22 protein-coding genes and 1 other RNA gene are annotated in these 20,536 nt (G+C 52.9%); 10 read left to right on the top strand and 13 right to left on the bottom strand.

Annotated elements, in window-relative coordinates:
• Positions 1-70 precede the first annotated feature (70 nt).
• The 6 genes from lepB to rpoE form a co-directional block, all read right to left on the bottom strand.
• Complete coding sequence (gene lepB / locus RAC60_RS10300; protein WP_375093557.1) at positions 71-1,045, bottom strand: signal peptidase I; 975 nt, start codon at positions 1,043-1,045, stop codon at positions 71-73.
• 9 nt (positions 1,046-1,054) lie between these two features.
• Complete coding sequence (gene lepA, locus RAC60_RS10305; RefSeq protein WP_039340027.1) at positions 1,055-2,854, bottom strand: translation elongation factor 4; 1,800 nt, start codon at positions 2,852-2,854, stop codon at positions 1,055-1,057.
• Between the two features lie 219 nt (positions 2,855-3,073).
• A complete protein-coding gene (gene rseC, locus RAC60_RS10310; protein WP_039340029.1) occupies positions 3,074-3,538 on the bottom strand; it encodes a SoxR-reducing system protein RseC in 465 nt (154 codons plus the stop codon).
• Positions 3,535-4,491 carry a sigma-E factor regulatory protein RseB gene (gene rseB / locus RAC60_RS10315; protein ID WP_006120511.1) on the bottom strand — a complete coding sequence of 319 codons (957 nt, stop codon included), beginning with the start codon at positions 4,489-4,491 and terminating at the stop codon, positions 3,535-3,537. Before rseB ends, rseC begins: the two co-directional genes overlap by 4 nt.
• Positions 4,491-5,144, bottom strand: coding sequence for an anti-sigma-E factor RseA (gene rseA, locus RAC60_RS10320; protein WP_375093560.1), 654 nt, complete (start codon positions 5,142-5,144; stop codon positions 4,491-4,493). Before rseA ends, rseB begins: the two co-directional genes overlap by 1 nt.
• Positions 5,145-5,170: 26 nt before the next feature.
• Entirely contained in the window at positions 5,171-5,749 is a 579-nt protein-coding gene (gene rpoE / locus RAC60_RS10325) for an RNA polymerase sigma factor RpoE (RefSeq protein WP_006120509.1), read from the bottom strand.
• A 360-nt stretch (positions 5,750-6,109) separates the two neighbouring features.
• Between rpoE and nadB the strand changes: the two genes are divergently transcribed.
• Positions 6,110-7,771 carry an L-aspartate oxidase gene (gene nadB, locus RAC60_RS10330; RefSeq protein WP_375093563.1) on the top strand — a complete coding sequence of 554 codons (1,662 nt, stop codon included), beginning with the start codon at positions 6,110-6,112 and terminating at the stop codon, positions 7,769-7,771.
• On the opposite strand, the gene RAC60_RS10335 is transcribed toward nadB, so the two are convergent.
• Positions 7,756-8,505, bottom strand: coding sequence for a tRNA1(Val) (adenine(37)-N6)-methyltransferase (locus RAC60_RS10335; protein WP_185199094.1), 750 nt, complete (start codon positions 8,503-8,505; stop codon positions 7,756-7,758). The genes nadB and RAC60_RS10335 overlap by 16 nt on opposite strands.
• Before the next feature lie 167 nt (positions 8,506-8,672).
• Here RAC60_RS10335 and srmB point away from each other — a divergent pair, with 167 nt between their 5' ends.
• Entirely contained in the window at positions 8,673-10,001 is a 1,329-nt protein-coding gene (srmB, locus tag RAC60_RS10340) for an ATP-dependent RNA helicase SrmB (protein WP_033740936.1), read from the top strand.
• A gap of 208 nt (positions 10,002-10,209) precedes the next feature.
• On the opposite strand, the gene grcA is transcribed toward srmB, so the two are convergent.
• The gene (gene grcA, locus RAC60_RS10345) at positions 10,210-10,593 is read right to left on the bottom strand and encodes an autonomous glycyl radical cofactor GrcA (protein ID WP_039340033.1); all 384 of its coding nucleotides are present in this window, start codon (positions 10,591-10,593) and stop codon (positions 10,210-10,212) included.
• 257 nt (positions 10,594-10,850) lie between these two features.
• Between grcA and ung the strand changes: the two genes are divergently transcribed.
• On the top strand, positions 10,851-11,540 hold the full coding sequence (gene ung, locus RAC60_RS10350) for a uracil-DNA glycosylase (protein ID WP_058701193.1): 690 nt from the start codon (positions 10,851-10,853) through the stop codon (positions 11,538-11,540).
• 47 nt (positions 11,541-11,587) lie between these two features.
• Here the strand turns inward: ung and grpE are convergent, their stop codons facing one another.
• Positions 11,588-12,169: a nucleotide exchange factor GrpE gene (gene grpE / locus RAC60_RS10355; protein ID WP_006120499.1), complete on the bottom strand. Its 582-nt coding sequence runs from the start codon at positions 12,167-12,169 to the stop codon at positions 11,588-11,590.
• Between the two features lie 122 nt (positions 12,170-12,291).
• Here grpE and nadK point away from each other — a divergent pair, with 122 nt between their 5' ends.
• From nadK to bamE, 3 genes are all read left to right on the top strand, one after another.
• Positions 12,292-13,170, top strand: coding sequence for an NAD(+) kinase (gene nadK / locus RAC60_RS10360; RefSeq protein WP_006120497.1), 879 nt, complete (start codon positions 12,292-12,294; stop codon positions 13,168-13,170).
• 84 nt (positions 13,171-13,254) lie between these two features.
• Positions 13,255-14,916, top strand: a complete 1,662-nt coding sequence (recN, locus tag RAC60_RS10365; protein WP_058701191.1) for a DNA repair protein RecN — start codon at positions 13,255-13,257, stop codon at positions 14,914-14,916.
• A gap of 186 nt (positions 14,917-15,102) precedes the next feature.
• On the top strand, positions 15,103-15,450 hold the full coding sequence (gene bamE / locus RAC60_RS10370) for an outer membrane protein assembly factor BamE (RefSeq protein WP_033740942.1): 348 nt from the start codon (positions 15,103-15,105) through the stop codon (positions 15,448-15,450).
• A gap of 97 nt (positions 15,451-15,547) precedes the next feature.
• On the opposite strand, the gene RAC60_RS10375 is transcribed toward bamE, so the two are convergent.
• Positions 15,548-15,841: an RnfH family protein gene (locus tag RAC60_RS10375; RefSeq protein ID WP_006120493.1), complete on the bottom strand. Its 294-nt coding sequence runs from the start codon at positions 15,839-15,841 to the stop codon at positions 15,548-15,550.
• The gene (locus RAC60_RS10380; RefSeq protein WP_006120491.1) at positions 15,834-16,268 is read right to left on the bottom strand and encodes a type II toxin-antitoxin system RatA family toxin; all 435 of its coding nucleotides are present in this window, start codon (positions 16,266-16,268) and stop codon (positions 15,834-15,836) included. The genes RAC60_RS10375 and RAC60_RS10380 overlap by 8 nt, the downstream gene beginning before the upstream one ends.
• Before the next feature lie 158 nt (positions 16,269-16,426).
• On the opposite strand from RAC60_RS10380, the gene smpB reads away from it, so the two are divergent.
• The 3 genes from smpB (at position 16,427) to RAC60_RS10395 (ending at position 18,687) form a co-directional block, all read left to right on the top strand.
• On the top strand, positions 16,427-16,909 hold the full coding sequence (smpB, locus tag RAC60_RS10385) for an SsrA-binding protein SmpB (RefSeq protein ID WP_033740943.1): 483 nt from the start codon (positions 16,427-16,429) through the stop codon (positions 16,907-16,909).
• Between the two features lie 43 nt (positions 16,910-16,952).
• Positions 16,953-17,315, top strand: a transfer-messenger RNA (tmRNA) gene (gene ssrA, locus RAC60_RS10390).
• A gap of 184 nt (positions 17,316-17,499) precedes the next feature.
• Positions 17,500-18,687 carry an integrase domain-containing protein gene (locus tag RAC60_RS10395; RefSeq protein WP_375093566.1) on the top strand — a complete coding sequence of 396 codons (1,188 nt, stop codon included), beginning with the start codon at positions 17,500-17,502 and terminating at the stop codon, positions 18,685-18,687.
• A 447-nt stretch (positions 18,688-19,134) separates the two neighbouring features.
• On the opposite strand, the gene RAC60_RS10400 is transcribed toward RAC60_RS10395, so the two are convergent.
• On the bottom strand, positions 19,135-19,356 hold the full coding sequence (locus RAC60_RS10400; RefSeq protein ID WP_375093568.1) for a hypothetical protein: 222 nt from the start codon (positions 19,354-19,356) through the stop codon (positions 19,135-19,137).
• Positions 19,357-19,441: 85 nt separating this feature from the next.
• A complete protein-coding gene (locus tag RAC60_RS10405; RefSeq protein WP_072404116.1) occupies positions 19,442-19,714 on the bottom strand; it encodes an ogr/Delta-like zinc finger family protein in 273 nt (90 codons plus the stop codon).
• Positions 19,715-20,251: 537 nt separating this feature from the next.
• Here RAC60_RS10405 and RAC60_RS10410 point away from each other — a divergent pair.
• Positions 20,252-20,518: a helix-turn-helix transcriptional regulator gene (locus RAC60_RS10410; RefSeq protein WP_375093570.1), complete on the top strand. Its 267-nt coding sequence runs from the start codon at positions 20,252-20,254 to the stop codon at positions 20,516-20,518.
• Positions 20,519-20,536: the final 18 nt, after the last annotated feature.

Genomic DNA, 20,536 nt, shown 5'->3' on the forward strand with positions numbered 1-20,536 from the left:
CACATTCTGTTTGGTGTGCAGTGGCCCCCATGACGGAGGCCACCCTATTTTGCCTGACTCTCAGGCTGGCTTAATGGATACCGCCGATACGACTCAGTCGTACGCCGGTTGGCCACTGGCCTTCTTGTTTTTCAAAGCTCATCCAGATGGCGACCGCTTTACCGACCAGATTGCGCTCGGGAACAAAGCCCCAGTAGCGACTGTCGGCGCTGTTGTCACGGTTATCACCCATCATGAAATACTGCCCCTGCGGCACAACCCAGCTCGCCTGCGGCTGGCCGGGCTGCTGATAGTACATGCTCGCCTGGCTTTGTGCTTCCGTCACCAACAGAATGTCATGCGTCACATTGCCCAGCGTTTCTTTGCGCATGGCCAGACGTAATCCACCGCGCATGGTTTCATTCAGCGGCACCTGGTAGAACCCGTTACCGGCTTCGTTACCATCAAACCCGCTAAACGTCTGAACAAACTTGCTTGGCTCAATGTTGCTGTAGGTGACGGGCAACGCTTTGCTGCAAGGCTTGCCATTATCGCAGGCCGGATTAATAGTCAGCGTTTTACTGTAGGGATCATAGGTTACACGATCGCCCGGCAGGCCAATCACGCGCTTGATGTAGTCCAGGCTGGGATCTTTTGGGTATTTAAAGACCGCAATATCGCCACGCTTAGGATGCCCGGTAGGAATCAGCGTGGTTTGCGTAATCGGGTCTTTAATGCCGTAAGCAAACTTCTCGACCAGAATAAAGTCACCAATCAGCAGCGTGGGCATCATCGAGCCTGACGGGATCTGGAAAGGCTCATACACAAATGAGCGCACAAAGAATACCACGGCCAGCACCGGAAATACGGAGGCAGCGGTTTCAATCCAGCCCGGCTTAGGTGCCATTTTTGCCAGCGTTTTTTTATCGAGCGTGTCGCCTGACTGCGCCTGTGCCGCCGCCTGCAGCGCCCGGCGCTGTGGTGCCAACTTGATACGATCGATCACCCAGAGAATACCAGTAATCAATGTCGCTATCGCCAGGACTAGCGCGAACATATTAGCCATTTAAGATCCTTATTTGCTGTCTTTTCCGACATGCAGAATGGCGAGGAATGCTTCCTGCGGCAGTTCAACGTTACCGACCTGCTTCATTCGCTTCTTACCCTCTTTCTGCTTCTGCAACAGCTTTTTCTTACGACTGACGTCACCGCCGTAACACTTGGCAAGGACGTTCTTACGCAGCTGTTTGACGGTTGAGCGAGCGATAATGTGGTTGCCGATTGCCGCCTGAATCGCAATATCAAATTGTTGACGTGGGATGAGGTCTTTCATTTTCTCAACCAGCTCACGTCCACGATAAGGTGCGTTATCACGGTGGGTAATCAGCGCCAGCGCATCAACACGTTCTGAGTTAATCAGCACGTCGACGCGCACCATGTCAGAGGCCTGAAAACGTTTAAAATTGTAGTCCAGTGAAGCATAGCCGCGCGATGTTGATTTCAAACGGTCAAAGAAGTCGAGCACCACTTCAGCCATTGGAATCTCATAGGTCAGCGCAACCTGATTGCCGTGGTAAACCATATTTGTCTGAACGCCACGTTTCTCGATGCACAGCGTAATGACGTTGCCCAGGTATTCCTGCGGCAGCAGCATGTGACACTCCGCAATCGGTTCACGCAACTCTTCAATGTTATTGAGCGGTGGCAGCTTCGAGGGGCTGTCCACATAAATGACTTCGCCGCCCGTGGTTTCCACTTCGTACACCACCGTCGGTGCGGTCGTGATCAGATCGAGATCGTACTCACGTTCCAGACGTTCCTGAATGATCTCCATGTGCAGCAGACCCAGGAAGCCGCAACGGAAGCCAAAGCCCAGCGCGGTTGAACTCTCTGGCTCGTAGAACAGAGAAGCATCGTTCAGGCTCAGCTTGCCCAGCGCATCACGAAACGCTTCGTAGTCATCAGAACTAATCGGGAACAGACCGGCGTAAACCTGTGGCTTAACTTTTTTAAAGCCAGGCAGCGCTTTGTCCGCCGGGTTACGTGCTGTTGTCAGGGTATCGCCCACCGGCGCGCCCAGAATGTCTTTAATGGCGCAGACCAGCCAGCCGACTTCGCCACAGTTCAGTTCAGTGCGGTCAACCTGTTTCGGCGTGAAAATGCCCAGTCGATCGGCGTTATAAACCTGGCCGGTACTCAGTACCTTGATTTTATCGCCTTTACGCATGGTGCCGTTTTTCACACGAACCAGCGAGACAACACCCAGGTAGTTATCGAACCAGGAGTCGATAATCAGTGCCTGCAGCGGCCCTTCCGGATCGCCTTCTGGCGGCGGAATATCGCGCACCAGGCGCTCCAGCACTTCAGGTACGCCGACACCGGTTTTCGCCGAGCAACGCACGGCATCGGTGGCATCAATACCGACAATATCTTCGATTTCCTGTGCAGCACGTTCAGGATCGGCGGCAGGCAAATCGATTTTATTCAGCACCGGCACGACTTCCAGATCCATCTCAATCGCGGTGTAGCAGTTAGCCAGGGTTTGCGCTTCAACGCCCTGTCCGGCATCCACCACCAGCAGCGCACCCTCACAGGCGGCCAGTGAGCGGGAAACTTCGTATGAGAAGTCAACGTGTCCCGGCGTATCGATAAAATTGAGCTGGTAAGTTTCACCGTCTTGGGCTTTGTAATCGAGCGTCACGCTCTGTGCTTTGATGGTAATACCACGTTCACGCTCAAGGTCCATTGAGTCCAGAACCTGCGCGGCCATCTCGCGGTCAGTTAATCCGCCACAGATCTGAATCAAGCGGTCAGAAAGCGTGGATTTACCGTGGTCAATGTGGGCGATGATGGAGAAATTTCTTATGTGCTTCATTTATAGAGATATCTTCACGTAGAGAATCAGTTAGAAACCTGAGCACAGACACATTCAGGAAGATCGCTCTTAACCCACAATCCTGTCAGCCTCATTAATGACGACGCATATTACACTGTTAAGGCCGCGCATAAAAGAATGGAACGTCGTGGAAACGAAACAGTTTTTTGCGCGTCAGGCTTAAGACAAAAGCCGCAACAGGTGCGGCTTAAGCAGGGGTCAGGCTTCGCTTTCAACACGAAGCGCATCTGGGGGCAAGGCGATATTGAGGATAACCGGCTGGAAGGCCTCACGATCGCCAAATTTCATGGAAATGCCTTTGGCGACGATAAAGCCGCCAACTCCGCCTAACAGCGCGCCGCAGGCGGCGGCCAGGTCGCTGCCGAACAGGGCCTGGAACAGCCCCGCGAACAGAAACAGGCCAAACAGCGGCGTCATGTATACCAACAGTGCCGAACCGAGCAGGCTGCTCTCTTTGATGCCCAGTTCGACACGTTGGCCCGGAGCCAGGGGTTTGCTGCTGGCGATTTGCATCACATGCGCATTCTTTGGCCCCAGCTTATTCAGCATATGGCTGCCACAGCCTTTGCGTGCCTGGCAGCTGTTGCAGGAGGTTTTGGCTTCGGTATGCAGTGTGGCGATACCATCCTGCCATGCCACCACGGTGGCCCATTCTCTCATCATTTTTTTGCCCCAGGATTAACACTGTCCGCGATACGTTTGGCCGTCGCAGGCGGTAACTCGCCAACGACCGTAATTTCGTAATTATCGCGTATTACGGTTTCCACCGTACGACGTCCCGTGCGCAATGTCTGTGCGACGCTGTTTTTATCTGCCGGCGTAACGTTTACAGCAAAGCTAAACAGACCATCGCTGTACAGCCGGGATTCAAGGGATTTATTTAACGCGGGAAGCATACGCCGGCTTTGGGAAACGAGCGTCATCCCTGCGGGAAGCCAGGCGGGCTCCCAGTCCAGCGTCGCGTTGTCTGATTTGGTTAATGAGAGCGACGGCGGCAGATTGGCTTTTTCAAGGCCCTGCATCAGGTTGCGTACGCCATCATCCACCGCGAAGCTGATCACGCGAAACTGTTCCATCGTTTCACCGTCACGATCCAGCAGATCCACGCGCAGCGGTAGCTTGGTATCCACATCCAGCCATACAACATAGCTGTAGCGCGTGCCATCGCGCGACACTACGCGCACCACATCACACATCTGATCGGCAATGCGGGAACGGCCGACGGTAATAAAGTCATAAGCCGCATCAAGCTTGGCAAAGTCGGCGTAGATAATCGATGGCAACGCATCGACGATGTGATTGCCGGGAAGCGAGAAAGGCTCAATACCCGGTTCGAAATAGCTGATGTCGTTGCCGCGCTGAATGACTTCGCGACGCGGACCGTCCATCTGCAGAATCTGTGCATAGACGCGATCGTCGATTACTGCGTGACGATAACGGAGCGATTCCATACCAAGACGGGAAACGTTGATGTAGGCGAATTCGTAGTTGAGCGTCTGACTTGCCTGCTCCATCTGCTGTAATAACGCCCCAGACGCAGAAACCTGCGCTGGGGCGGCAGTGGACCACAACAGGCTGCCCGTCAGAAGACTAACGGCATACCATAGCGGCTTCATTACTGCTGCTGCATTCCTAATGACTGATTACCCGGTACATTGGCCTGCGCTTGTTTTGGCGCATTGGTTTCGAACTGCAGCTGATCGGCGTGCAGACGACGCTGAAGTTCGTAGTCCTGCAGCATGGCGTTCACGCGGCGACGCTGGTCCTGCACCTGTTGTGAGGCATTGCCTGAACCAAACATATCCGAGGGGACACCCAGACTGACAGGTGACGCTTTGCCCATCACTGGCAAGGTGTTGAATACCGGTGAGTCAGAGCTTTCCACGCTGCCGTTGGTGGGTTGGTTATAGTGCTGAACACCCACAATTACCGCCAGGGAAACACAGGCTGCGACGCCGACCTGCGTAATCTGGGCCGCCCAGGGGCGAACTTTGTGCCAGAACGGCATTTTTTCCCAGCGAGAAGGCTCGGGCTGTGCTTCAGGAATCAGGGACGTCACATTACGCTGTGGCTCGTTTTCGATGGCAGCTGCAACGCGAGCAGAAATATCAAAATGCAGGTGTTCACCAACATCGCCACGCATGATATCGCGAATCAGATGGTAGCGTTCCCAGCTTTTTTGTAGATCTGCATCCTTAGACAGGGCTGAAATCAGCGCGTTATCTAAAGCCTCACCATCCATTAAAGCGGAAAGTTTTTCTTTCTGCATGCCTAATACCCTTCCAGTAGCCGTTATCACTGACGTTGGATAAGCGGTTGAACTTTATTATCAATAGCCTCACGTGCACGGAAAATACGTGACCTTACCGTGCCCACCGGGCAATCCATAATGACGGCGATCTCTTCATAGCTCAGACCGTCAAGTTCCCTGAGGGTAATTGCCATTCGCAAGTCCTCAGGAAGCGCCTCGATGGTACGAAAGACGATTTGTTTCAGTTCGTCAGACAACATTAAGTTCTCAGGGTTCGAAATTTCTTTTAACGCACCCGCACTTTCGAAATTTTCCGCATCAATTGCATCAACATCGCTGGAAGGCGGACGGCGTCCCTGAGCAACCAGATAGTTTTTGGCTGTATTCACGGCAATCCGATACAGCCAGGTGTAAAACGCGCTATCGCCACGGAAAGAATCCAGTGCCCGATACGCCTTAATAAATGATTCCTGAACGACGTCAGGCACATCGCCTGAAGGCACATACCGTGAGACCAGGCTCGCGACTTTATGCTGGTAACGGATCACCAGTAAGTTGAAAGCTTTTTGATCCCCCTTCTGAACCCGTTCAACCAGAACCTGGTCCGCTAACTGCTCGCTCATCCGAGGTAAAGTCTCCCCAAATACTTTCTTATGCGTTAAGGAACTGCCAGCACACAGCTATTGAGCAAGCATGCGCTTTGAGTCATTACGTGGCGAAAAGTTCATTTTCGGCCGCTTTGCTGCAGGATTACACAGTTTGTTGATTTTCGTTCAATGTAACACGCGCAAATCGCAGGCAGAGTAACCTATGACAGCCGCTTTTTCATCTTTAAATCCTTGTATTCGATTAAGTTTGGTATGAAAAACGGATTTTAAACGGTTAAACAACTAACCATTTGATATATCTCATAAATTAGATTTAGCCCGCTATTACGCCTGCTTGCGTGTTCAAAATACTTCACAAAAAACCATCAAAGGCTTATGCTCGGGTCATTCTTGTTTAGTAAATTAAACACTATGACAATATTCTCCCCCTCAGATTATCAGTGTGATGTGCTTATTGTGGGCAGCGGTGCGGCGGGACTGTCACTGGCGTTGCGGCTGGCCTCGCATTACCGGGTCACTGTGCTCAGTAAAGCGCAGGTTAATGAAGGCTCAACGCTGTATGCGCAGGGCGGCATTGCGGCAGTGTTTGATGAAACTGACAGCGTGGATTCTCACGTTGAAGACACGCTGATTGCCGGGGCGGGCTTGTGCGATCGTGAGGCTGTTTCATTTGTCGCCAGCAATGCGCGGCACTGCGTGCAGTGGCTGATCGATCATGGCGTGGCGTTTGATACCGATCCTCAGGCCGGCGGTGAAATGCGTTACCACCTGACGCGAGAAGGCGGCCACAGCCATCGCCGTATTCTGCACAGCGCCGACGCCACCGGCCGGGAAGTGGAAACCACGCTGGTCGGCCAGGCGTTGCGTCATCCGAATATCCGCATCCTGGAACGCACTAACGCGGTGGATCTGATCCTGTCAGACAAACTGGGCTTACCGGGCCCCCGCCGGGTAATGGGGGCCTGGATCTGGAACCGCAATCGCGAACGGGTCGAAACCTGCCAGGCGCGCGCCGTCGTGCTGGCCACGGGCGGCGCGGCCAAAGTTTATCAGTACACCACGAATCCCGATGTCGCCTCTGGTGACGGCATTGCGATGGCCTGGCGAGCAGGATGCCGGGTCGCTAACCTGGAATTTAACCAGTTTCACCCTACCTGCCTGTTTCATCCGCAGGCGCAAAACTTTCTGCTGACGGAAGCCCTGCGCGGCGAAGGCGCCTGGCTGGTGCGGCCCGATGGTTCGCGGTTTATGCCTGACTTCGACGAACGCGCGGAGCTGGCCCCGCGCGATATCGTCGCCCGCGCCATCGATCATGAAATGAAACGGCTGGGCGTAGACTGCATGTATCTGGATATCAGCCACCAGCCGCCGGCCTTCATCCGTTCCCACTTCCCGATGATTTACGAAAAACTGCTGACCTTTGGCTTTGATCTGACAAAGGACAGAATCCCTGTGGTGCCCGCCGCGCATTACACCTGTGGTGGCGTGGTCGTCGATCGGCATGGCCGCACCGACATCGATTGTTTATATGCAATCGGTGAAGTCAGTTATACCGGGCTGCACGGTGCCAACCGCCTCGCCTCAAATTCTGTCCTGGAGTGTCTGGTATATGGCTGGTCTGCCGCGGAGGATCTGATGCGGATCTTACCTGAAACGGAGACCGTAGATCGTTTACCGGCATGGGATGAAAGCCAGGTGGATGATGCCGATGAGCGCGTGGTCATTCAGCATAACTGGCATGAGCTACGGCTGTTTATGTGGGATTATGTCGGCATTGTCCGTACCACTAAGCGGCTGGAACGCGCGTTGCGCCGCATCAGCCTGCTTCAACAGGAAATCGACGAGTACTATCGCCACTTCCGGCTGTCAAACAACCTGCTGGAACTGCGCAACCTGGTACAGGTGGCAGAGCTGATGGTGCGTTGTGCGCTGCAACGCAAAGAGAGCCGCGGACTGCATTTTATTCGCGACTATCCCGATACGCTGGCGGAAGCGCAACCGACCGTCCTGCAGCCCGGCGATCACATAAACAAATAGAAGTCACGCGTCAGGCTTTGCCAGGCGTCAGAATACTGCCGGTCGGCATCGCGGATAGCCAGGCGTTCAAACAGGGTTTCACCCGGACTGGGTGAAAACCCCAGCAATACACGATGCGGCGGACGGTGAGCATATTCCGCCACATCGAAGCGAAAGCGCAGATGCCAGCCCTCCGATTGTGCCTGCGCAATCACCTCCTGCCCTGTCGTCTCAGGCAATATCACACAAAAGAAGCCCTCTTCTTCTATGAGTAACGCTGCGCAACGTAATAAGGTCTGATGGTTTAAGGTACCGGTCGCGCGTGCGCTGTCGCGTGCCGACGTTGAGCAGGCCACGCCAGGTGCAAAGTAAGGCGGATTACTGACGATCAGTGAATAGCGCGTATTGCTGTTTTCCGCCCACTGCGCGATATCCTGTTGATGAACATGAATACGCGCAGCCCAGGGTGACTGACAGGCATTCTCGCTGGCCTGTTGCGCAGCGTCGGCATCGAGCTCCACCGCATCGATCACCACATCAGCATGCGTTCGCTGGGCCAGCATCAGCGCAATCAGACCCGAACCGGTACCGATATCAAGGATGCGCTTTACCCCGGCGACCGGTGCCCACGCACCCAGAAGAATGCCATCAGTACCGACCTTCATTGCACAGCGGTCGTGTGCGACAAAAAACTGCTTGAAGGTAAACCCGTTCTTTTTTAACTGCGGCCGCGCCTGCGGCTTGTCCTGCATCATACTCAGCGACCATTCACCTGTTTTTCTGCCGTATAGCTGGCGCCAAGTGTAACGTGCCAGGTTGGGGAATTCACGCCGTTGACGTAATCTGACGCAGTCAATACCGATAAACAGATGAAGATTATGTCCGATCTGTCTATAATCAGCGCCCCAAACTGAGGTAGAACATGACCGTAACCACATTTTCCGAACTTGAACTCGACGAAAGCCTGCTTGAAGCGCTGCAGGAGAAAGGCTATACGCGCCCGACAGCAATTCAGGCTGCTGCCATTCCCCCCGCGCTGGAGGGCCGCGACGTTCTGGGTTCGGCACCTACCGGGACCGGGAAAACCGCCGCGTATTTATTACCGGCGTTGCAGCACCTGCTCGATTTTCCACGCAAGAAGTCTGGCCCGCCACGTATTTTAATTTTAACGCCCACCCGTGAACTGGCGATGCAGGTTGCCGACCAGGCGCGGGAACTGGCGAAACATACGCATCTGGATATCGCCACTATCACCGGCGGCGTGGCCTTTATGAACCACGCCGAAGTGTTCAGCGAAAATCAGGACGTTGTGGTTGCCACCACCGGCCGTCTGCTGCAGTACATCAAAGAAGAAAACTTTGACTGCCGCGCAGTGGAAACGCTGATCCTGGATGAAGCAGACCGCATGCTGGACATGGGATTTGCCCAGGATATCGAAACCATCGCGGGTGAAACGCGCTGGCGTAAACAGACAATGCTGTTCTCCGCTACGCTGGAAGGCGAGCATATTAAAGATTTTGCCGAGCGCCTGCTGAACGAACCGGTTGAACTGGAAGCCGATCCCAGCCGTCGCGAGCGTAAGAAAATTCAGCAGTGGTATCACCGCGCCGACGATCTTGAGCACAAAACCAAACTGCTGGTTCACCTGTTAAAGCAGCCGGAAGTGACCCGATCCATTGTGTTTGTGCGTAAACGTGAACGCCTGCATGAACTGGTCAGCTGGCTGCATGATGCCGGAATCCGCACCAGCTACCTGGAAGGGGAAATGGTCCAGGCTAAACGCAATGAGGCGATTAAACGTCTGGTGGAAGGTCGGGTAAACGTGCTGGTCGCCACCGATATCGCCGCACGCGGGATTGACGTGGAGGATGTGAGCCACGTGATTAACTTCGATATGCCACGCACGGCGGATACCTATCTGCACCGCATCGGCCGTACGGGCCGTGCCGGTCGTAAAGGCATCGCCATTTCGCTGGTCGAAGCCCATGACCATCTGCTGCTGGGTAAAGTCAGCCGCTACGTTGACGAGCCGATTAAAGCACGGGTGATTGATGAACTGCGTCCGGTCACGCGTGCGCCTTCGCCAAAAACCACCGGAAAACCGTCGAAGAAGGCGCTTGCGAAGCGTGCAGAGCGAAAAGCCAAAGAAGAAGAGAAACCGCGGGTGAAAAAACGCCATCGCGATCTTAAAAATGTCGGTAAACGCCGCAAGCCAAGTGGCAGCTCATCCGGCAGTGAGAATGCGGAATAAAACAGCACGCTTCTAAAAAAATCGCCTCCTGAGAGGCGATTTTTCATTGTTCAGGTGGGTAAAGCCCGGTTTCGTCTCCATTCAGCATCAAACATCATAAAGCTGCCCGGCTGGATATTTCACCCGACGACACTCATGTTCTATCTGTCTGTTAACGCATAGAAATTTGTCCTTCTGGCGCTGCGTTTTATTTCAGCACACAGGCAGTTTATAAACTTTCCGTAAAGGTACGGGCAATGACGTCACGCTGTTGTTCAGGCGTCAGCGAATTAAAGCGCACGGCATACCCGGAAACACGAATGGTCAGCTGCGGATACTTCTCAGGATGTTTCACGGCGTCTTCCAGCGTTTCACGGCGCAGGACGTTAACGTTTAAGTGCTGCCCGCCTTCCACGCGCACCTGGGGTTTAATCTCGACCGGTACTTCACGGTAAGCCATGTCCCCTAACTCACCAATCGCGACAATCTGATCGTCCTGATAGCCTGCTACGGCACACAGACAACGTGCCTGAGCGGTTTCTTCATCTAACAGCCAGAACGAATTCACTAAGGCCGGATTGTGTGACTGGGTAATTTGAATACCTGTGATCATCTCAGTTTCTCCTGCAAGGCATTGGCTGGACCAATACCGTCAATAAATCAATGATGAGCAACTGGTATATCACTCGCTCATAACGTTAGTTTTGACCTGAATCAAGTACAATCGGGCACTTTTTGGCCACATTGCTAAGCGATTGATTTTTAAAACGTAGCGGGACTAAATTTTATTGAATTTTTAAAATAATTTTAGGCTTCATGTCTGGATACTGAACAGCTAAGCTTAGCGTTCAGAACACAAGGGAGTTGATTATGGCTGCAAAGCTGACCTGGCACGATGTGCTGGCTGAAGAGAAAGAGAAGCCCTATTTCATTGAAACCCTGAAACAGGTCGCTAACCAGCGGGCTGCAGGCGTGACCGTTTATCCGCCGCAGAAAGACGTCTTTAATGCCTTTCGCTTAACGGAGTTAGGCGATGTGAAAGTGGTGATTTTGGGTCAGGATCCTTACCACGGGCCGAATCAGGCACATGGTCTGGCTTTTTCTGTATTGCCGGGCGTGCCCATTCCGCCTTCCCTTCAGAACATGTATAAAGAGCTGCAGCAGGATATTCCGGGCTTTGAGAAACCCAGTCATGGCTATCTGGCCAGTTGGGCAGAGCAAGGCGTGCTGTTGCTGAATACCGTGTTAACGGTGGAAGCGGGCAAAGCGCATTCTCATGCCCGGCTGGGCTGGGAAACCTTTACCGACAGGGTGATTGACGCGATTAACGCGCAGCGTGAAGGGGTAATCTTTTTACTGTGGGGTTCGCATGCGCAGAAGAAAGGCAGCATCATTGATCGCCAGCGCCATCATGTGTTGCAGGCGCCGCATCCTTCTCCCCTTTCGGCACACCGCGGCTTTTTTGGCTGCCAGCATTTCTCAAAAACTAACGCCCTGTTAAAAGAAAGCGGCAGAGATCCTGTTGACTGGACACCAGTTTTACCTAACCCGGCAGCCTGAACACAACGGCCGCGTCAGTGCGCGGCCGTTGTGAGATGAGGCTACAATCAGGCTTTCGCCTTGGCCACTGCAACCATGGCCGGACGCAGTAGACGCCCATTCAGGGTATAACCGCGTTGCATCACCATCATCACGTGGTTAGGCTCGACCTCGTCAGATTCCATCATCGACATCGCCTGATGGACTTCAGGGTTGAACGGCACGCCGGTTTCACCGACCACTTCAACACCGAATTTACGCACTGCGCCCAGCAGCGATTTCAGCGTCAGCTCAATGCCTTCCACCATCGAAGCGGATTTCTCATCTTCTTTGTTCGCCAGCTCCAGCGCACGCTCCAGGCTGTCAATCACCGGAAGCAGCTCGTTGGCAAACTTCTCCAGCGCAAATTTGTGCGCTTTTTCAATGTCCATCTCGGTACGACGACGCACATTTTCAATCTCTGCCTGTGCACGCAGCTGCGCGTCACGCACGCCGTTCTGCAACTGCGCTAACTCAGCTTCGAGCTGAGCGATGCGCTCATCACGCGGATCCACCTCACCTGCTGTCTCCGCGTCCTGAGGTTGCTGTTGTTCCTGTTGAATTTCGTCTGAGACTTGCTCGTTTGGGGTGTTCTGTTCTTTACTACTCATGAATTTCTCCGCGTTTTGCACATTCACTTCGCTGGTTGGCTTATTATGGGGATTGGTTTGGCGGTTTCAAGGGAACACGTCACATCATCGTGCCGATTTGGCTTATGAGGAAGACCCACTCGATGAACAAACACTTTAACTGCATTGGAATTGTGGGCCATCCACGCCACCCCACCGCGCTCACCACGCATGAAATGCTGTGCCGCTGGCTGACCGGTAAGGGCTACCGTGTCATTGTCGAACAGCAGATTGCGCAGGAACTCTCACTGGACGATGTCCAGACTGGCACGCTGGCAGAAATCGGCCAGCAGGCGGATTTAGCCGTCGTGGTCGGCGGTGACGGTAATATGCTAGGCGCAGCCAGAGTACTGGCGCGGTATGACATAAAAGTGATTGGCATCAACCGCGGCAATCTGGGATTTCTGACGGATCTGGATCCGGATAACGCGCACCATCAGCTTGATGACGTGCTGAACGGCAATTATTTTGTGGAAAGCCGCTTTCTGCTGGAAGCGCAGGTATGCAAAACCGACTGCTCACCCCGCATCGGCAGCGCGATTAATGAAGTGGTACTCCATCCGGGCAAAGTCGCCCACATGATCGAGTTTGAAGTGTACATTGATGAGGTGTTTGCCTTTTCACAGCGCTCAGACGGCCTGATCATTTCTACGCCGACCGGATCTACAGCCTATTCCCTGTCCGCAGGGGGCCCGATCTTAACGCCGTCGCTGGACGCGATAACGATTGTGCCGATGTTTCCGCACACCTTATCGGCCCGGCCTCTGGTGATTAACAGCAGCAGCACCATTCGCCTGCGCTTTTCGGCCCGCCGCAACGACCTGGAAATCAGCTGCGACAGCCAGATTGCGCTGCCTATTCAGGAAGGGGAAGATGTGCTGGTCCGCCGCAGCGAAAACCATCTCAATCTTATCCATCCCAAAAACTACAGCTATTTCAACACGCTGAGTTCCAAACTGGGCTGGTCAAAAAAATTGTTCTGAAAGTGAGCGCACCCTCTTTACTGGATAAAAAACCAGTTTATACTGTATGAAAAACCATATGTGTTTATTCATACAGGTGACGCTATGCTGGCACAACTGACCATCAGCAATTTCGCTATCGTTCGTGAGCTCGACATTGATTTTCAACGTGGCATGACGGCCATTACCGGTGAAACCGGTGCCGGTAAATCTATTGCTATCGATGCGCTCGGATTGTGCCTCGGCGGTCGCGCGGATGCCGATATGGTGCGTCAGGGTGCCAACCGCGCAGATTTATGCGCGCGCTTTCAAATCAAAGCCTCGCCTTCCGCTCAGCGCTGGCTCAGCGACAACCAACTGGATGATGGCAATGAGTGCCTGTTGCGCCGCGTGATCAGTGCCGATGGCCGCTCACGCGGTTTTATTAACGGCACGGCGGTTCCGCTTTCACAGCTTCGCGATTTAGGCCAGTTGCTGATTCAGATTCATGGCCAGCACGCGCACCAGTTGCTGCTCAAGCCCGACCATCAAAAACACCTGCTGGATGCCTATGCCGGGCATGACGCGCTGCTGGTTGAGATGCGTGCGGCGTATCAGACCTGGCATCAGAGCTGCCGTACTCTGGCGCAGCATCAGCAGCAGGCGCAGGAACGTGAATCCCGTCGCGAATTACTGCAGTACCAGCTCAAAGAACTGAACGAGTTTGCCCCGCAGGCAGGTGAGTTCGAGCAGATCGACGAAGAGTACAAACGCCTGGCCAACAGCGGACAGCTGCTTTCAACCAGCCAGCAGGCACTTCAGCTTCTGGCGGACAGCGATGACACCAACCTCAACAGTATGCTGTACAGCGCACGCCAGATGCTGTCAGAGCTTACCGCACTGGATGACAAGGTCAGCGGGGTTTATAACCTGCTGGAAGAAGCGGCCATTCAGTTGAGCGAAGCCAGCGACGAACTGCGTCACTACTGCGACAGCCTCGATCTGGATCCCAATCGCCTTTATGAACTGGAACAGCGTATCTCGCGGCAAATCGCGCTGGCGCGTAAGCACCATGTCACGCCGGAAGGCTTACCCGCTCTCCATCAGCAATTGCTGGATGAAGCAGAGTTGTTATCCCAGCAGGAAAGCGATCAGGAAAGTCTGCAAACGTTGGTCACCGAACATTATCAGGCGGCCTTACAGTGCGCGGAACGACTGCACGAACAACGTAGCCGCTTTGCGGATGAGCTTCAGCAGTTAATTACCCAGAGCATGCATTTGCTTTCGATGCCGCACGGCCGCTTTGCCATCGAACTGGTGTTTAATCCCGATCAGTTAACGGCGGATGGCGCAAGCCGCATTGATTTCCAGGTGACGACCAACCCCGGGCAGCCTTTACAGCCGTTGGGCAAAGTTGCTTCCGGCGGTGAGCTGTCACGTATTGCGTTGGCCATTCAGGTGATTACGGCCCGCAAGATGGAAACCCCGGCGATGATCTTTGACGAAGTTGACGTGGGCATCAGCGGCCCTACCGCCGCCGTCGTCGGCAAGATGTTGCGCCAGTTGGGCGAATCAACACAGGTGATGTGCGTTACGCATCTGCCGCAGGTCGCCGGTTGCGGACATCAGCACTTCTTTGTCAGCAAAGAGACTGACGGCGAAATGACGGAAACCCATATGCAGCCGCTGGACAAGCGCGCACGTTTGCAGGAACTGGCGCGTTTACTGGGCGGCAGCGAGGTCACCCGCAACACGCTGGCTAATGCTAAAGAACTTTTAGCCGCCTGATATGCACTTTTTTAACACAGCGTGGTCATATGCATGCTCTGTAGAGGTTTCCAATAGCGAAAAGGTTTATTATCATCGACAGCTATTGTCGCCTGAATAATAAAGCCTGCCGCAGGCAGAGTTCAGAATTTGATGGCAGAAGAACAGCCTGTAAAAGGCGTTTGGCCCCAGAAAAGGAATGTATAGATGCGCTGTAAAACGCTGACTGCCGCGGCAGTGGTAATGTTGATGATGACCGCCGGATGCTCCACTTTAGAGCGCGTGGTTTATCGTCCCGATATCAATCAGGGAAACTATCTGGTTGCCAATGATGTTGCCAAGATTCATACCGGCATGACTCAGCAGCAGGTGGCCTATACACTGGGTACGCCGATGATGAAAGATCCGTTTGGTAGCAATGTCTGGTACTACGTATTCCGTCAGGAACCTGGCCATGAGAAGGTCAAACAGCAGACACTGACGTTGACCTTCGACCGCAGCGGTGTGCTGACCAACATCGACAATAAACCTGCCCTGTCCTCGCAAGAAGGCTAACGGTTGATTCTGACCGTCGCCATCGCGGCGGTGATTAACCCGCAGAAAGCAAAAAGGCGCTCATCAGCGCCTTTTTCATGTTCTTCGATCTGACCGGTTATTTCTTGCTGCTGGCCGCGCGTTCTGCGCGTTGACGACGCAGTTCTTTCGGGTCGGCAATCAGCGGACGGTAGATCTCAACCCGATCGCCTTCCTGCACGATATCCGTCAGTTTCACCGGGTGGCTGTAAATGCCCACTTTATTGCTGGCAAGGTCGATATCAGGCCGCAGCTCAAGCAAACCTGATTTTTTGATGGCCTGCTCGACCGTACTGCCCTCTTCCAGCTTTACGTACTGCTGATACTGTTTTTCAGGCAGGGCGTACACCACCTCAACCGAGATATCAGGCACTGTAAACCTCTTTGGCGCGTTGCGTGAACGCCTGCACCATGCTGTTGGCCAGTTCTTTGAAGATGCGACCGAATGCCATTTCAACCAGCATATTGGTGAACTCAAACTCCAGGCTTAGTTCGACCTTACAGGCATCATCGCCGAGATCGATAAAGCGCCATCCGCCGGTCAGCTTGCGGAACGGGCCGTCGACCAGTTGCATATGAATGCTCTGGTTGTCGGTCAGCGTATTACGGGTAGTAAAGGTTTTACTGATGCCCGCTTTAGACACGTCGACTGACGCCGTCATCTGATTTTCAGAGGCATCCAGCACGCGGCTACCGGTGCAGCCCGGCAGAAACTGCGGATAGGCATCGACATCGTTTACGAGTTGGTACATTTGTCCGGCGCTAAAGGGGACCAGCGCCGAACGACTAATCTGAGCCATAATGGTTCCTGTTCGTCACAAAACCGCTAAATAATAGCATTTTCAGCGATTAAACAAAAATTCCTCATTGTCATGGTGTGCTAGAATACCCTGTTTCCTGCTGCCCCGCTGGACTGGGGATGCGATAACCGACCAAGTGATGTAAAATACGCGGCATTATGACAAAGAAAAAAGCACACAAACCCGGTTCTGCCACCATTGCCATGAACAAGCGCGCCCGCCACGAATACTTCATTGAAGAAGAGTTCGAAGCCGGTTTGTCGCTACAGGGATGGGAAGTTAAATCACTCCGTGCAGGTAAAGCGAACATCAGCGACAGCTACATTTTGCTGCGCGATGGCGAAGCCTATCTGTTCGGCTCAACCTTCCAGCCGCTCGCCGTGGCTTCAACGCACGTAGTCTGCGATCCTACACGCAGCCGTAAACTGCTGTTGAAAAAGCGTGAGCTGGATTCACTGTATGGCCGCGTTAATCGCGAGGGCTATACCGTTGTCGCGCTGTCGCTCTACTGGAAAAACGCCTGGTGTAAGTTAAAAATCGGCGTGGCTCGCGGTAAGAAAGAGCACGACAAGCGTAACGACATCAAAGATCGTGAATGGCAAATGGACAAAGCGCGTATTATGAAGAATGCCAATCGTTAAATACTGGAATTCGATACGCTTTTTTGCTAGTATTTGAAGTTCTGGGGCTGATTCTGGATTCGACGGGATTGTGAAGCCTTAGGAGCATGCCGAGGGGCGGTTGGCCTCGTAAAAAGCCGCAAAAAAATAGTCGCAAACGACGAAAACTACGCTTTAGCAGCTTAATAACCTGCTGAGAGCCCTCTCTCCCTAGCCTCCGCTCTTAGGACGGGGATCAAGAGAGGTCAAACCCAAAAGAGATCGCGTGGATGCCCTGCCTGGGGTTGAAGCGTTAAACTTAATCAGGCTAGTCTGTCAGTGGCGTGTCCGTCCGCAGCTGACCGGCGAATGTAAAGACTGGACTAAGCATGTAGTGCCGACGGTGTAGTAATTTCGGACGCGGGTTCAACTCCCGCCAGCTCCACCACACAATGATCCGGATACGTCCGGTGAAATCCTGAAAGCCCGCACGGCACAAGCCCTGCGGGCTTTTTTGTGTCTGTATTCGTCCGAGTAAATCCGGCTAAATCCAGTGATTATTGGTATACGTTTAGGTATACGGTAGGATGTATACCTAAAAGCGTATACCAATTCATGAAGGAGTGGCCATAGTGGCACGGACAACACGCCCACTGACTAACACCGAAATTCTTCGCGCTAAAGCGTCAGAGAAGGAGCTAACGCTGCATGATGGCGATGGGCTTTTCCTGATAGTAAAAACTAACGGGAAAAAGCTTTGGCGTTTCCGTTATCAACGTCCGACAACAAAGCAGCGGACTATGATTGGACTCGGTGCCTTCCCTGCCCTTTCGCTTGCTGATGCCCGAGGATTAAGAGCGGATTATCTTGCTTTATTAGCCAATGGAATTGACCCACAAATTCAATCTCAAGTTGCAGAGGAACAGGAACAAATCGCTCTGGACAGTATTTTTTCAACGGTCGCTGCCAACTGGTTTCAGCTCAAAAGTAAAAGCGTTACCCCTGATTACGCTAAAGATATTTGGCGTTCACTTGAGAAAGATGTTTTCCCTGCCATCGGTGAGATACCCGTTCAGCAAATCAAAGCACGAAAACTGGTTGAAACCCTTGACCCCATTAAGGCTCGTGGAGCGCTCGAGACTTTACGTCGACTAGTGCAGCGAATTAACGAGATAATGATTTATGCTGTAAACACTGGTCTGCTTGATGCCAATCCAGCGTCTGGTGTTGGGATGGCCTTCGAGAAACCCAAAAAACAAAATATGCCGACGCTTCGGCCAGAAGAATTACCAAAACTCATGCGTTCTTTGGTGATGTCGAATCTCTCTGTTTCGACTCGATGTTTAATTGAATGGCAACTCCTGACGCTTGTGCGCCCTTCTGAAGCCTCAGGTGCTCGTTGGGCAGAGATAGATCTCGATGCAAAGCTCTGGAGTATTCCAGCCGAACGGATGAAGTCTAAGCGTGAGCACGTTGTACCTCTATCCCTTCAGGCATTAGAGATTCTGGAAGTGATGAAACCAATTAGTGCTCACCGGAAGCATGTTTTTCCGAACAGGAATGACCCAAAGCAACCGATGAATAGCCAGACTGCTAATGCCGCGCTTAAACGCATTGGTTATGGTGGGAAATTAGTTGCTCACGGATTACGATCCATCGCAAGTACTGCACTCAATGAGGCCGGATTTAATCCTGATGTTATTGAAGCTGCTTTAGCACATTCAGACAGAAATGAAGTTCGAAAAGCTTATAATCGCTCAACGTACTTAATACAAAGAGTTGAGCTTATGGATTGGTGGGGAGATAAAGTAAAGAATTAAAGATATTTGCGCTGTAATTATGGCTACAGCGCAATAGTATCATGTTTCCCAATCTATTTTATTTGATATCAACAATGAATCTGCTTCATTAATTATATCTTGCTTGACGCGCAATGCTCTCCCCATCACGTCTACCCGCTTTATGAGTGGGTTTAATGCAAGTACACGGACGGCGTCAAGGCACACCAGTACTTATGCTGGCGGGGGATTTAATATCGTTAAAACGCATGCAGAACCATTTTTCTTGCGAATGGCTTTTACAATTATCATCGCGTGAGCGTTATACTTTTACCTTCCTCTTAATACTTTCCACTCCCGCCCCAACTGATGATCTCGGCTGTTTAATTGGCCCCTCTTATGCCGACCTCAACCTAACCCCCTCTGTAATGCTCTCTGCCGCGTTGTTCTGCACTTCCCCACTGCTCTTTGTTCTGAAACTCTGCGTTCTTAAAGCTCCCCAAAGCGGCGGGATTTCTCCCTTCCGAATTTTACTGGCTCCACGAGAATTGCACGATTGACACCATTTAACCCCGCTGCGCGCTCTCGTAGCCCCGCCACGCCTGCGCGCTTCATATAGCGGTTTTCATGCACCTGCATGAATCGTTCCGGGCCGCACCGCTGCTGGCCTTTGCTGCCGTTTTCAGGTGCCGTAAACTCATGCGATTTCATGCAGCATAGTCATGCACTCAAGCAACAGACATAAAAAAACCCGGCATATGACGGGCATTAAGTGTTTCTGGCCGTATTTTTTCTTTCAGGGTTGTGCGTGCCGGTCCCTGCGGGAACAGGCTGAGCCGTACCGGCCAAGCGTCTGCGGCTGACGTACCGTGCCGTTCTTCACCTCTGCCTCTGTGGCAACAGGCCTGCCGGGCTTCATGATGATTCTCTCAACGCTCTCCAGCGCGGTGAACGTGCAGGAGCAGTCAAGGTTCCGGCACTGGTACCAGGTGCGCTTTACGGACGGTGCTTCATAAGAACTGGTCCGGGTATGAGCCACCTGACCGCATTCGGGACATTTCAGGGCCATTTCGTTTTCCTGTCTGGTCGTTTTTCGGTCAGTCAATTGTGCCGGAGCTGGCACAGGCGGTGCCACCGGATGACATTGTGTGACGACTCAGACAAAAAGCCCTTCTTCTGGCCAGCCAGGGAAAGGTCTCACGAAACCCACATTCCACTTTTAGTTTTATATAAATCCTTCACCATTCTTCACCAGAGAGAAAAAAATAAGTAATACAGTAAATTAGAGGGTGAACAGTTTAAAAAGCATCCTTCACCCACCGTTCACCATCGTTCACCGTCTTAAAAAGCCCGACGGACATTTATCAGCCTTATTTCCTTTTAATCTTTCACTTTCAATAGCCAGAAACTAAGCCCTGGTTTTACCTCGTCTTTATATGTTTTTATTCGTTCCTATTCGTTTTACATGAGCAGTAAATGACCATTTTGTAAGGGTGGTGACACAATCCCGCCCTGTTGATTCCGACAGAAATATGCTCAGAATACAGAGCTGCCCGATGCCGGACGTATCCGCCCGGCTCTGTATGGAATCAACGAGAGGTAGCCCATGCACACTGCTTTAACCGCACCCCCCTCCGCCCCGGCGGCTCCGTCAGCCCCTTACGCGCCGCCGGTTCAGGAGCGTTTCATGCGCCTGCCGGAGGTCATTCACGTCTGCGGCCTGTCCCGCTCGACGATTTACGACCTCATCAGCCGCGACGCCTTTCCCGCGCAGATTTCGCTCGGCGGCAAGAACGTCGCATGGGCGGCCAGCGAGGTGAACGCCTGGATGAACGAACGCATCGCCGCCCGCGGTCAGGGGAGTGCGGCATGACCTTCACCCACCGCTGAG

This window comes from Pantoea sp. BR_17, from assembly GCF_041955125.1.
GTDB classification, from domain to species: domain Bacteria; phylum Pseudomonadota; class Gammaproteobacteria; order Enterobacterales; family Enterobacteriaceae; genus Pantoea; species Pantoea stewartii.